We start from the raw sequence: 14,109 nt of genomic DNA, 5'->3' as shown, positions 1-14,109 counted from the left end.
ATGCTCTTCAAGTACTAAGACTCGATAAGATTGAATTTAAAATATTTGTTTGTTGAAAATCCAGAGTAGATGTTGAGACTTTAGTTGATTTCCTTCTCAGGATGCTTATGACAGCTGAATGTGAAGCGCGATTAGAATTAAACTTGCTTTGATTTGATGTTTTGAGTTGGGTAAATGAGACCTGATCAGTTTCATTTTACCCTCTCAATATTTTAAACCAACAGATGTGAAAAAACTTTGGATTTATATTCTATTCTTAAAAATGACTATTGGCACTGCTACTTTAAATGCACAAGACAAACTCAAACTAGAACTAGGTGTAGAGTTTGTGAGTCGGTATGTATGGAGAGGCATTGATTATGGAAACAGCCCTGCAATACAACCTGACCTCTTAATTTCATATCATGGATTCTTTATCGGAGGATGGGGAAGTTATGCTTTATTTAAAAAGAATAACACAACTGAATTTGAATATAGACTAGGTTATACTTTTGAGCGATTAGGAATGACTATTCTACTAACAGACTATTATTATTCGACTGCTCTTATTGATACGGTAAAAAAAGGTTTTTCAAGAGAAGAAAATATATCCTTTTATGGGCACTCTATTGAGTTAGGCCTTATTCAAAACTTTAAAAATTTCTACTTCGGATGCTTTATGAACCTCAATGAAGACCATCATCTATATTTGGAAAGTGGATATAATTACAAAGGTTTTGAATTCGTTATTGGAGCTGGAAATAGAGATTATACTTCTGAAGGTGAGTTTTATATTGTCAACCTAAGTTTAGTGAAAAACATAGAGATAAAATACACTGAGTCCAGATCATTGTCACTGTTTTGGGGCGGACTTTACAATCCTGATACAAATGTGTTTCACTTCGTATTCGGAGCTACATTTTAAAGTTTACAAAGACTAAAACAATAGTCTATCTACCTTCATCAAGGTACTATGAACTGTTCTTCAAATTCGACCTTTACAGAAAATTATATCATAGTATGAATACAAGGAAAGAGAAATCAAAAGCAACAGAGATCATTATAATCAGCTGTTTTATTTCTATAGCATACGCCATTATTAGATATCATATACTAGGAGAAATATTATGGAAAGATCTACCTATCTATATACTGAATAAAGGAATTGCACTCAGTGCATTTATACTTCTTTGTATCAATTTTTCAATTGGGCCAATACAAAACTTAGGTATAAATGTTCCTCAGAAATTCATGAATGCAAGAAAAGGCATTGGTACTATAGTCTTTCTACTTACACTAGTCCATGTATGCATGAGCGTTCTATTATTCACCCCCACAGTGTATAAACAGTTCTTCTTAGAAAATGGTACTTTAACTCTTAGTGGCGGAATTAGTCTACTTGGAGGTATTATTGGTTTTATCCTGCTATGGGTATATGATTCTGTTTTCAAGACATCATTAAAAGAAGAACGCCAATTCATAGCATTCTTCCGTTCCCGAAAGTTTATCCTTACAGCCACGATCACAGGAGGAATACACCTTTTCTTTATGGGCCTAAACGGATGGATGACACCAGAAAAATGGTATGGAGGTCTACCACCTATTAGCCTTATCGGCATTATTTGTTTCAGCTTCAGCTACTTCATAAATATTGTAGGAAGAAAAACTTGAGTATTCACCTCTATAAACAGATGAAATAATAGCAACTATATCCTATTTCTTAAACTTTAAAATAAATGAACTTACGAACTCTAATTTTATCATTGTTCTGCTTCACGATGTGGACAACATCTATGGCACAAGAAAAACAATCACCTTTTACATTTGGCCTTAAAGGAGGTATGAATACATCTGCTATTTTAGTCGCTAACCCTGACGATGGAGGCTTTCTATTTGGCGGATTCGGAGGTCTTTATAGCAATTATAAGATCAATGATAGATGGGCAATTCAAGCCGAAATACAATATGGGCAACACGGCGTATTTGGTTTATTAGATATGTACGAATCGATGTATGCTTCTGACCTAGATCCAGACCTAGACGATGATAAGTTTTCTGTTGAATTGGATGGTCGTTTAAATATTAGAACTGAATACTTATCTATTCCATTAGTCGTACAGTATGCTATGGGTAAAAATAAAAACTGGGCACTAGAAGGTGGTGTGATCGTTGGCTTTCTAAGCCGTACAAAAATAAATTATAACGGCTCTGCTATTTATCGAGAATATTTAGATAATGGATCTATAGATACAGAAATAGATATCACAGATGACATCAACGCTTTAGTAAATCAGACAAAATTCAAAACCATAGACATGAGTTTTGCATTGGGTTTACAATACGCTATTCCTAATTCTAATTTCCATATTGGTGGACGCACTATTTTTGGGCTAAACAACATAAATACTTCTACAGTTGAGAATAGCTGGATGAGAAACCTAAATCTTCAACTGGGGGTAGGTTATTCTTTCTAAAAACCTATATATCCAAATGTCTATTCCACTCCGAAGAAAAGCAGAATCTATCTTTTCTTCGGTTTTTTTCATGTCTTTTTGGGATATCGCTTAGACTGATAGGGAGAGCATTCAAATAGGTTACATGCTACTTTTATAGTGTAATAAAAACTATCAATCTTATGCTTCTTGAGTATTTACTAACCATATGTTTAACCATTCTAGTATCCGTTTTACCCAAAACAATACTTCAATTAGAGGTGTGATCAAAAATACAGAAGGGAATCCACTTCCTTTTAGTCACATCGTAATTAAGGGGACGAACAATGGCGTCTATACAAAAGATGATGGAAGTTTCACAATACAAAATGTTCAATCTGGAGTAATTGAGTTGATTGTAAATCATGTAGGTCATAAAACAGTGCATAAAACTTTAAAGCTATCTCCCAATAGCGTTTCAAACCTTCTGATCAAACTTGAAGAGGAAGATCAAAAACTAGATGTTGTAACCATTTATGGCGAAGCTGAATCTACAAAGATGGAAAAAGAAGGCTTCTCATCTACCTCAATTAATACCGAAAAATTGAAGATACAGTCTGTAGAATTAAATGATATCCTAGACCAAACTTCAGGTATAAATGTGAGAAACGAGGGTGGTTTAGGCTCAAGAAGTAGGTATAGTATAAATGGTTTAGGAGGAAATTCTGTGCGCTTTTTCATTGATGGAATCCCAATGGAATATTATGGAGCTTCTTATTCATTAAACTCTATACCAGTATCGTTGATAGAAGAAATGCAAGTATACAAAGGTGTCGTACCCGTAAATTTAGGCGCGGACGCTTTAGGTGGAGCGGTAAATATTAAGACGAAAAAAGTGGGATTTAATTCATTAGACGTCTCTTATTCTATCGGTTCCTTTAATACACATCAAATCGCATTGAATGGGAATTACAGAAATCAAAAAAATGGATTAACATTCAGGGGGGCTGTATTTTACAATTACTCAGACAATAATTATACAGTTTGGGGAGATGATGTTTATGTAGTAGATCCTAATACGGGAAGAATTGATAGATCAATAAAAGCTAAACGTTTTAATGACGCCTTTGAGTCCTTGGGAACAAAATTAGATTTTGGGTTCACAGATGTAAAATGGGCTGATCAATTGATGATCAGTTTTCTATACTCCGATATGTACAAAGAGGTTCAACATGGGGCTACAATGAGTGTCCCTTTCGGAGAAAGATACTATACACAAGGTAATATTGTTCCTAGTGTACATTATAAGAAAAGTGATTTCTTAACAGAAGGCTTTGAGCTTGATTTATTTACTTCTTATGCCATCAATTCAAGAACCTTAGTTGACTCAACAACGAATAAATACAATTGGCATGGGGATATTTGGGCTCAAAACCCGAATGGTGGTGAAGCAGGAACTCCTTTACATTCTACAACGGATGAAGGAAGCCTGATTAATCGTTTCAATGCTTCTTATAACATCAACGAACAGAATAAAATCAACTTCAACCTTATCCACACTGATTATAAGAGAACAGCATTCAATCGAAAGGCTCCTATCGGACAAGACACAAGTAATAATTACACCAAGATGTCGAAAAACTTAATGGGGCTCTCCTATTCTAATTCATCTTTTGACGATCGATTAAGAACCAATGTCTTTGGTAAATTTTACAAATATAGCGTCAATATGTTGGATCATGAGTTTATAAACGGAGAATATTATCCAGTATATCACTCCACTACGGATAACAATTATGGTTATGGTTTAGCTATTGGTTATGACATATCTAAAAACATAACTGTACAGCTATCATCAGAACAAGCAGTAAGATTACCAGAACCCGATGAGTTATTTGGTAACTTCTCTGAAAATATCCATTCTGCCATAGACTTAAAACCAGAACTAAGTAAAAATATCAACTTAGGACTTCGTTTCGGGAATTATCTTTGGAATGAACATTCGATGATGTTTTCAACGACTTTATTCTACCGATCTGTGTCAAATATGATTCAACAAAGTACGCAGGTAGTGGATGGAATCGATGTTTTTGTCAATGAGAACTTTGGAGAAATCATTTCAAAAGGTATTGATTTCCAAATTGAATATGACTATAAACGGCAACTTGAAGCCACATTAGCTGGTGCTTACAATGATACGAGATATATGTCTCTTTATGATATCTATGGAAGGAAAAATATGTACTACGGTTCAAGATTGAAAAACGAGCCTTTTTTACAGTTTAACTCCAGCATCCGATACAAATTTAGTAGAAAATGGATCAAAAAAGGAGAACTGTCCATGTCCTGGAATATGCGTTACGTCTATGATTACTTCAGACATTGGGAAAATATAGGTAGTGATAACAAAGATATTATTCCAAGTCAATGGGTAAATGATTTAGGCGTTTCTTACCGATTACCTAATAACAAATTTGCATTGAGTCTTGATCTAAAAAACATATTTAATGTACAGGTCTTTGACAACTTTGCGATTCAACAGCCAGGTATAGGCCTCTATTTTAAAGTGAATTACGCCATCTTTTAATAGACTAAACAAATAAATACAATCAAAAAAAACTTTCATGTTAGTTACAAATACAACAAAAAAGATTGCCTTAGGCATTCTAGCAATCGCAACATGCTTAACTTCTTGCTCAGAAGATAATAAAGGTTTTGAAGGAGATCGACCTATGGTAAAAGATGTCTTTCATGTGGCTACAGATGTAACAGATCCAGATGAAAATGTTTCTGTGTTTATGCAACCCACTACTAATGTTACAGACACTACCCTAACGTTTATCAATAATGGTTATGAGATGGATGGTGAGCGTTCTGCAAGAGTCTTAACAGCAGGAGGAAGAATTTATAATTTGAATTATGGAACAGGTCAAATTTATGAATTAGAACATAATGGAACCTCAAGTTATAATAAAGTAAGTGAGATCGATATCAGTCATTTAGTGGGTACTCACCCAAGGTATGCTGAAATAAGTGATAATATGCTTTTAGCACATAATGTGGTCGAAACTTTTAATGAAGAAAACACGGAAGTTACTGTTACACTACAAATTGTAAAAATCAGTATTCCAGGTTTGTATTTTAATGCCACTACGGATTTTGTAGAACATGATTTGGGGACTTATAAAATTGGTGAAGCTTATGTCAATAGAGTTGATGCTCCAGTGATTATGGGCAATAAACTTTTCTATGGCACACAATACCGATTATTAGGTCAGCCTAACAATGGTGAACCAAATACCGAACGTCCAGATGAAATGGCAACGCTAGTAGTAGATTACCCAAGTTTAGAGAATTATAAAATCGTAACATCCGATGCTTCAATCGGTGATACCTATGGCTACAGAGGTAAATCGATGTATGTGTATAACAATCATATTTATCAAGTTAACATGACGACTGAAGGCTCTGATGCAGTGATTTTAAGATTAAATAGAGAAGGTGAATATGATCAAAACTATGTCTTCAATATTGCAAATCAGTTAGGCCAATCAGTAGGAACGATCAACTGGCACCACGTAGGCAATGGTAGAGGATATATCGCTATAGATGATATCAGTATTGATCATAATAATTCCTATGATATGGCATATATCGATGTAGAAAAACAGGAGATAGAAATACTTCATGATGTACCCAAATCAGATATGTGGTTCTACCAATCGGGTGCAGTTCATGAAGGTAAATTTCACATAGCAATAAGCCCTATCGGAGCTGAAGCTTACATTTGGGAATTTGATGGATACAAAACTAGGAAAGGCGCAAAACTAGACGGCGGAAATATTTACGTCCAAGGAATTTATAAATAAAATATCAGTTTCAAATTAACTTTTCAAAATCAATCAGAATGAAAAAAATACTTCTTACAATCGCTACTATCACTGTTTTATTTTCTTGTACGGAACAAAAAAAGAAATCAAGAATGGATTTCGATTTATTAAAACAGCAATTAAATCTAACAGAAGATCAGAAAATACCATATGATGAAATTATCCTCGCTTTTGAAGGTGATAGAGATCTCATGTTAGCTGATTTAGAATTATATGGAAATAATTCTAAAGAAGAAATAAACAAGATGTTACAAGACTCCTACAAATACCAAGAACATGTTTTAGAAGGTATTTTAGATGATCAACAAAAAGTGATTGCTCATGAATTTATCAAAAGATATATGCCAGGTGTTGTAGATTATTCTGATGAATTAAAAGCAGAAGTAATTGAAAAACTAGCCCTAGATACGGATCAGACAGAGCAATATACTGCCATTAATTATGCCTTTCTGAATGCATTCCATGATGCTCATGATAGATTTCATGGCAACAGAGAAACTGCATCTATGTATTGGAATCAATTCAACGAATCAAGAAATTCTGCTCTTAAGAAGTTATTTTCTGAGGAACAATATAAGCAATACATTGAACTAACGAAGAAAGAGGGATATAGAGGTCAATTTAGTTCCAAGTAATGAAAGTCTCAAAATCTCTATTTCGCAAGAAGAGAAACAACGAAACAAGGTTAAAGTACATAATGTCCATGTCACATTTGTGGCTTGGACTACTTTCCAGTATTGTTTTGATCGTTGTCTGTTTTTCAGGTGCAATGTTTGCGTTCAAAAAACAAATCACTGAACTATTAAATTATAGTGTAGTCTTTAATAAAGACAGGGAGCTAAAAGAATGGGTAAAACCAGATGCTATTATTAATGATTTCACAAGGAACGGACTTGAAGTTATTTCAATTGACTACCCTGCTGATTTTAATCGAAATATATTCGTTTCCTATCAAAATAAGGGGTCAAACAAAAAAGAAAGCATTTACATTCATCCATCAAACGGAGAGGTAATTGGGAAAAAATATGTCTCTACCACTCACTTTTTTCAAACGGTAAAAACTTTACATAAAAACCTGTTCTTAGGTGAAGTAGGGAAACAGATTGTTGGTATTTCGGTATTCATTTTTGTATTTCTTTTGTTTTCTGGAATTGTACTTTGGTTTCCCAAGAATAAGAGGCAACTAAAAACAAATTTGAAAGTGAAATGGTCTGCAAAACTACCTAGAGTTATTTATGACCTCCACAAAGTCATTGGGTTTTATTTCTTATTTCCTTTAGTTTTTATTTCCATCACGGGCTTATACATTGCTTACCCTTGGGTAAAAAGTACTATTTTAGTTTCACTGGGTGGTCAGCCTGTTTTAAATATATCCAATAAGGAAGATGTACAACATAAACTTTCAGACACCTTTGCTTCTTTTTTAGAGGAATCAATGAATATTCAGCATAAAGAAAAAGGCTCACAATCTATTTCTATTGATCCTCTTCTGAAAGATGTCAATCAACGTTTAGCATACAATGGGAGTACATCTATAGCATTAGCTGTAAATGATAAAACAGAAATTGAGATTACAAAAATCAAGCAAGAGGGGTTGATGAATCTTATAGTTCCTGATCAAATCATCTACAATCAAAAAGGAGAATTTAAAAAGGCTATATTGTTCTCTGACCTTACAATTGCTGATCAATTTAAGACTGTTTCACTACCCTTACATACAGGTGAAATATTTGGGCTTTCAGGAGTCATTTTCTATTTCATTGTTACTATGGTTGGATGTTCATTGCCTATCACAGGGCTACTAATATGGCTAAGGAAACTATAAGTCAATGCGCATGAATGACAACTGATCGAGATTAAAAAGAGGTCCTAGAGAATTCAATACAGTCATTTAGTTTGATTGCTTTACCATAAAATTCAGATCATAATTAGTTATAACTTAATTCTACGACTAATAATGATCAATTATTTCTTAGGCAAAATCTCTTTCGGGTTCACCCCTTTGATTTTCTTAAACATCTGTGAAAATTTAGAAGGGGTTTCATATCCCAAATCCAAGCTGATCTCTAAAATTGAATACGCACCACTTTTTAATCTCCGCATTGCTTCATCCATTTTCACTTGGAGGTGATATTGATAGACAGAAGTATTGAATAGTGTTTTAAAATCTCTTTTAAGTTTTGATACGCTTACACCAAACTCTTTAGCCAAATCGCTCAGTACAATTTTCTGATCTAAACTCGAAACTAGTTTTTTTCTAATCTCTAAAAGCCTCTGATAATCATGAATATGTAAACCATTAAAATCGTCTTCTTTTCTTAGGTTAATTACTGAATCAAAAAGTTTGGCTAAAATTTCAATCCCCTTTGCTAAAATAAGTGGAGTAGGTTTTAAAGATTCATTTTTTAGATAAAACATTTCATCCAATAAATTTATCAGTTCTGCTGGTAAAGCTGTGTGATAGGCTATTCCCTCATTCTCAGGAAAAAGATCATTTAATTCCTTGATATATTCAGGCATTATTTCTTTAAACACCTTCTTTGAGAAACGAAACCCGACGGTTTGTACGTTTGTATTTGCGGGAACAAAATTATTGATTTCAAACAATCCATTATGAAGCAATACTCTCTTCCGGCTATCAGCTTTTAAGAACTCTTTTTTATCCTCAAAAAAATGATTGATCTCTCCATTTTTAATCAAGTTGACATGAATTAATTCAGGATCATCATCAGAAGTTCTGGACGTTGTGAAATTAATGTCAGAAATAAATTCAATCAATAATATCTCAAACTGCCCCAAGAAGGTATAAATATCAAATTCAATTTTCGATTTCCCTTTCTTATATCTGTATTGATAATTATCTATAAATTCCCCACCAAACTCTCGAAGTAGACCCTCTACTAAATTTATAGTCATACCTTCCTTAAAGTTAAGATTAAATGTATCCATGTACCTGTTTAGTTGAGCTCTGATTTTTAATAATACATCAAGCTAATTTTGTTGAAGAACAGATTTTTTATTGAAAGACAATCAAACTAGTATTTCTTCCTATACAACTGTCAAATAACATGAGCTTTTGGGGATTAGTTGTGGTCTTTTTGGAAGCGAATATGGTTTATCAGACCGCGACATTTGTACTATCAATAATAACTAAAGGAGATAATTATTCAAATATCTACCTAATGAACTATTGATCATCAATTCATAAAATCTCTAAATACAAATGAAAAACTTATTAACTCTAATACTAGCAGCAGGAACTTTCTTGTCTTGTACGGCACAAGACGCAAAGCAAGAGGAAGTAAGAGAATACTCTCCATATATCGGAGATTTTGATCCGGGGCCACTTCCAGAAAATTATGACAAGCCGCTATTTGGTGATACTCACTTCCATACTTCTTGGTCAACTGACGCAGGAATGTTAGGAATTAATGTAGGGCCTGATGTTGCTTACAGAGCAGCTAGAGGAGAAGAAGTTACTTCTCAATCAGGTTATAAATTTAAATTAATTCGTCCACTTGATTTCGTTTTACTTTCAGATCATTCAGAGAACCTAGGTCTTGCAGATTTTATCCGTAACGAAGATCCACTTCTTAAAAAGAGTGAGACTGGTAGACGTTGGATTGAAATGGTGAAAAACGGCCAAGGTTACGATGTTTATTTAGAGTGGGCACGTAATATCAATACAGACCAAATTAACGTTCCAGAAATGGTAGAAAATATTTGGGGTAAAGTAATTGATAATGCTGAAAAATACTATGAGCCAGGTAAATTTACTACATTCATTGGTTATGAATTTACGTCAGCACCAAACTCAAATAACTTACACAGAAACTTAATTTTTAGAGACGGTGCAGAGGAAGCTCTTCAATATTTCCCTTATTCTGCCTTTGATTCTGGAAATCCTGAAGATATGTGGAAATTCTTAGAGGAGTATGAGGAAACAACTGGAGGTCGTGTATTGGCTATTCCTCACAACCCGAACTTCTCAAACGGATTAATGTTTGATGACAAAACTTACGAAGGTCATGAGTTAACAAGAGAGTGGGTAGAAACAAGAAGCCGTTTTGAAACAATTGTTGAAGTTTCTCAAATGAAAGGTGACTCAGAAGCTCACCCAATGATTTCGCCAGACGATCAGTTTGCTGATTTCGTGACAATGTCGCGTGGTAACATGATGGGTTCTGTAGAAAAAACAGAAGAAATGCTATACAAGGAATACGCACGTTATGCTTACTTGGAAGGTCTTAAGATTGAGCATAAGTTAGGCATTAACCCTTACAAATTTGGTATGATAGGCTCGACTGATGCACACGGTGGTATCTCATCTCAAAGAAATGAAAACTATTTCGGTAAGGGAGCTTTCATGGAGCCAAGTCCAGGACGTGCTGACGGTATCATGGTAAAAGGAATCAAAGAAGAACTTTCTATTTTCCGTGGTGAAAACGGTGCAGGTGGTCTTTGTGCTGTTTGGGCTAAGGAGAACACTCGTGAGTCAATCTTTGACGCAATGGAGCGTAAAGAAGTGTATGCTACTTCAGGTACTCGTATGTCAGTTCGTGTATTTGGTGGATATGATTTCTCAGAAAGCGATCTCGATAATTTGGTAGATAACGGTTACGCTAAAGGTGTACCAATGGGTGGTGATTTGGAAGCTAATAATGGCCAAAAGCCAGGTTTCATGATCAGAGCTCAAAAAGACCCTGACGGTGCAAACTTAGACCGTGTTCAAGTGATTAAAGGTTGGATTGATGCTGATGGTAACACTTTTGAAAAAGTATTTGACGCAGCAGTTTCAGACAACCGTGTGATCAACAATACAGGTGTTTGTGAGACGAATGTTGGATCGACTATCGATTATGATAATGCAACTTACACAAACGATATTGGTGCTGAAGAATTGACAACTTACTGGGAAGATCCAGAGTTTGATGCATCACAAAATGCATTCTACTATGTAAGAGTTTTAGAAATTCCAACTCCACGTTGGACACTTTATGACAAAGTTCAATTTGGTGCTGAAGTAGGTGAAGGTATTAAGTTGGAAACACAAGAAAGAGCATATGCATCACCAATTTGGTACAACGCAAAGTAATTAACTTACACCTTTACACTCCAATATACAGTATTGAGAGACTGCTCCTGCTCAGAGTAGTCTCTTTATCTTAGGACTTCAAAAGCCCACGATTCTTTTAAAATTATAATACAAGTACATGTAAGACCTTACTTTATCTATTAAAATACTTTTTTCTCCTACTCAACCACTTCTTCCTATGAGGTGTGGAATTTCTTAAATTTCATTTCCTTTTCCGATGTACTAATGGTGCTACTCCAAACTCTCGTCTATATAATTTTCCCAAATGAGAGGTATCTGTAAACCCTGTAATATCAGCAATCTCAGTAATTGATTTATTTGTCATAATGATTTGACGCTTAGCTTCAAATAATCTTTCTTTCATCACAAACTGGAGCGGTGTACTTCCAAATACTTGAAAAAATAAATTTCTAAGTTTAGCGATATTAATTCCATAATCTCTGCTTAACTCCTGTAGCGAAAGTGACTTTGTTAGGTCGAACAATAATCGATCTTTTATCTCAAAAAGAATTTCTTTGTCCCTAGGAGAGATATAGGCGAAAGCTTTCAAGGATCTATTCGAGAAAAACTGTAAGAAAAAAAGAGTAACTAATTCAAATATTTTTCCAGTTGTAAATCCGTATCTCCCATTGACGTTTTGTTGAAGTTGAAGCATATCTAGTATACATTGCTCCATCTCTGGAGTAATTGATTCATAATAAATCCAAGGTTTATTCAAGCTAAGGAATCCTTCAATGTTCTTCCAATTTTCTTTAGACATACGTTTTAAAAATGCCTTTTCTACTCGGCATGTTACCCCTCTCAATCTCTGATTGGGTTGAATGTAATTCTTAATAGTCTGCCCCGAATTGTAAATTACAGCTCCAACAGGTGAGCCATGGCCAACCTGAGTATCGCTATAATCTACTTTTGCACCCAAGGCAAAACGAATTGTATAAATATCTTCATTGGTCTGAATATCTTCAAATTCAAATAGCTCATTCAAACTGATGTCAAAGACGAAGACCTGTAATAGCGTTTCTAATTCATCATAAAGCCAGATATCAAAAGACCCTATTTCCCCCTCTGCCCTATAGTGATTATTTGTTATTGTATGTTTCCCGACCTTCTTAAGGTTTTCGACTAACTCTTCTGCTTGTGCTCCATTTATAAATCTTAAAGACTTTTCCATTGTCTTTTCTTTTTATACCTAAATCCATCCTTTTTATAACGTATTCACACTATTAGAGTGCCTTACTTTGCAAAGAATTCATCATACGGTATAAAGTAATTTGATCCAAAAATAGAAAAATACAACAATGAGTAAATTTTTAACCACACTATTTATAGCCCTCTGTTTTGGAAGTATCGCTCAAACTTCAGATCACAGACTCAGTAATAATGAAATAAAGGAGCTAGCTAAAGATGCTTACTTATTCGGACTTCCTGCAGTATGGATAGAGCATCAATATTATGTAAACAGCTATGCTACAGAAGCGCAAAATGCCAAAGCACCTGTCAATCAATTTGCGCATGGTAGAGCATTTGCCAATGCTGAAAGTAGGGAGTTTGTCGGAGCGAACACAGACGTATTGATTTCATCTGCAAGTATCAATACAACAGACGAGCCTCTAGTAATTACGCTACCTGAAATGGGCGACCGCTTTTGGCTGATGCAGTTTATCAACACTTGGAACGGTGTTCCTGCAGTACCGACTTCAAGAACACATGGAGGACAAGCACGTACTTTCTTTGTCGTAAGCCCTGAGTGGTCTGGTGAGGTGCCATTTGGAATGGATCTAGTTCGTACAGATACTGAAATTACGCTGATCGTATTGAGAACCTATTGTAGTGGTGTTGAGGAATATGCAGAGGTTAATGCACTTCAGGATGAAGTTAAAATTATCCCTTATTCTCAATGGAATAAAGATTATCAAGTGCCAGCTCATGTTGCATTGAATGAAACGGTTGACGGTACAAAAGATGTGAATGCGCTTGTTTTTGGAAAGAGTAATGAAACATTCTTCAAAGACCTTTCTCGCCTATTGATCAAAAACCCTGCTTATACGGTAGATACACCCATGATGGAGCGCATTGCAAAATTGGGCATTACTCCCAGAGAAGACTTTTCATTTGAAGGTTTTAGCAAAGCACAAATCAAGGCGATTGATGAAGGTGTAGCAGAAGCTAAGCAAGCCATCTTTGCCAGAGCACGTGATTTGGGAGAGTTGAAAAACAACTGGATTTTAACTTATGACATGGGACGTTTTGGGACAGACTATACCTACCGTTCCGCATGGACAATGATTGGTGTAGGTGGAAACTTGCTCGAAGATGCCTTCTATCCAACAACCATCCTTGATGCGGATGGAGAAATCCTTGATGGAAGTAAACACAATTATACATTGACTTTCACGAAAGAAAATATGCCACCTGCACATACTTTCTGGTCATTGACCATGTATGACGACGAAAGTTATCTAGTGGCGAATGAAATTGATAGATATAGAAGGGGTGATCGTAGTGATATGACTTATAATGCAGACGGATCTGTAACCATTTATATGCAGGCAGAGCGTCCAAGCGAGGATAAAGTTTCAAACTGGTTGCCGGCCCCAAAAAGAGGCTTCCGTGTAGCGCTTAGAATTTATACGCCAATGGAATCTGTATTTAACAAATCATGGTTGCCTCCAGCAATTCAAAAAAACAACTAAACTAATAAAACACATATAGA

General features: G+C 35.0%; 11 protein-coding genes. 9 read left to right on the top strand and 2 right to left on the bottom strand.

Translation table 11 applies throughout. The features are described from left to right. Window positions 1–226 precede the first annotated feature (226 nt). The 7 genes from BC781_RS12320 to BC781_RS12290 all read left to right on the top strand — a co-directional run bounded on the left by BC781_RS12320 (window position 227) and on the right by BC781_RS12290 (window position 8,126). On the top strand, window positions 227–904 hold the full coding sequence (locus BC781_RS12320; RefSeq protein WP_109618100.1) for a TorF family putative porin: 678 nt from the start codon (window positions 227–229) through the stop codon (window positions 902–904). Between the two features lie 95 nt (window positions 905–999). Continuing rightward, window positions 1,000–1,650, top strand: coding sequence for a hypothetical protein (locus tag BC781_RS12315; protein WP_109618097.1), 651 nt, complete (start codon window positions 1,000–1,002; stop codon window positions 1,648–1,650). A gap of 65 nt (window positions 1,651–1,715) precedes the next feature. Beyond that, window positions 1,716–2,453, top strand: coding sequence for an outer membrane beta-barrel protein (locus BC781_RS12310; protein ID WP_109618095.1), 738 nt, complete (start codon window positions 1,716–1,718; stop codon window positions 2,451–2,453). Between the two features lie 187 nt (window positions 2,454–2,640). Beyond that, complete coding sequence (locus BC781_RS12305) at window positions 2,641–4,998, top strand: TonB-dependent receptor (RefSeq protein ID WP_109618093.1); 2,358 nt, start codon at window positions 2,641–2,643, stop codon at window positions 4,996–4,998. Between the two features lie 37 nt (window positions 4,999–5,035). Further along, window positions 5,036–6,280: a hypothetical protein gene (locus BC781_RS12300; RefSeq protein ID WP_109618091.1), complete on the top strand. Its 1,245-nt coding sequence runs from the start codon at window positions 5,036–5,038 to the stop codon at window positions 6,278–6,280. 38 nt (window positions 6,281–6,318) lie between these two features. Further along, entirely contained in the window at window positions 6,319–6,936 is a 618-nt protein-coding gene (locus BC781_RS12295; RefSeq protein WP_109618088.1) for a hypothetical protein, read from the top strand. Between the two features lie 68 nt (window positions 6,937–7,004). Beyond that, window positions 7,005–8,126: a PepSY-associated TM helix domain-containing protein gene (locus BC781_RS12290; protein WP_158281458.1), complete on the top strand. Its 1,122-nt coding sequence runs from the start codon at window positions 7,005–7,007 to the stop codon at window positions 8,124–8,126. Window positions 8,127–8,266: 140 nt separating this feature from the next. On the opposite strand, the gene BC781_RS12285 is transcribed toward BC781_RS12290, so the two are convergent. Further along, on the bottom strand, window positions 8,267–9,250 hold the full coding sequence (locus BC781_RS12285) for a helix-turn-helix domain-containing protein (RefSeq protein ID WP_109618084.1): 984 nt from the start codon (window positions 9,248–9,250) through the stop codon (window positions 8,267–8,269). A 274-nt stretch (window positions 9,251–9,524) separates the two neighbouring features. Here BC781_RS12285 and BC781_RS12280 point away from each other — a divergent pair, with 274 nt between their 5' ends. Next, the gene (locus tag BC781_RS12280) at window positions 9,525–11,396 is read left to right on the top strand and encodes a DUF3604 domain-containing protein (RefSeq protein WP_109618082.1); all 1,872 of its coding nucleotides are present in this window, start codon (window positions 9,525–9,527) and stop codon (window positions 11,394–11,396) included. Window positions 11,397–11,598: 202 nt separating this feature from the next. Here BC781_RS12280 and BC781_RS12275 read toward each other — a convergent pair whose 3' ends face one another. Further along, the gene (locus BC781_RS12275; RefSeq protein WP_109618081.1) at window positions 11,599–12,567 is read right to left on the bottom strand and encodes a helix-turn-helix domain-containing protein; all 969 of its coding nucleotides are present in this window, start codon (window positions 12,565–12,567) and stop codon (window positions 11,599–11,601) included. 127 nt (window positions 12,568–12,694) lie between these two features. Here BC781_RS12275 and BC781_RS12270 point away from each other — a divergent pair, with 127 nt between their 5' ends. Then, on the top strand, window positions 12,695–14,089 hold the full coding sequence (locus BC781_RS12270) for a DUF1254 domain-containing protein (protein WP_109618079.1): 1,395 nt from the start codon (window positions 12,695–12,697) through the stop codon (window positions 14,087–14,089). Window positions 14,090–14,109: the final 20 nt, after the last annotated feature.

Origin of the sequence: Sediminitomix flava, assembly GCF_003149185.1 — a bacterium.
Classification (GTDB): Bacteria; Bacteroidota; Bacteroidia; order Cytophagales; family Flammeovirgaceae; genus Sediminitomix; species Sediminitomix flava.
The sequence above is the reverse complement of the archived record's forward strand: the minus strand, read 5'-3'. Positions and strand labels throughout refer to the sequence as shown.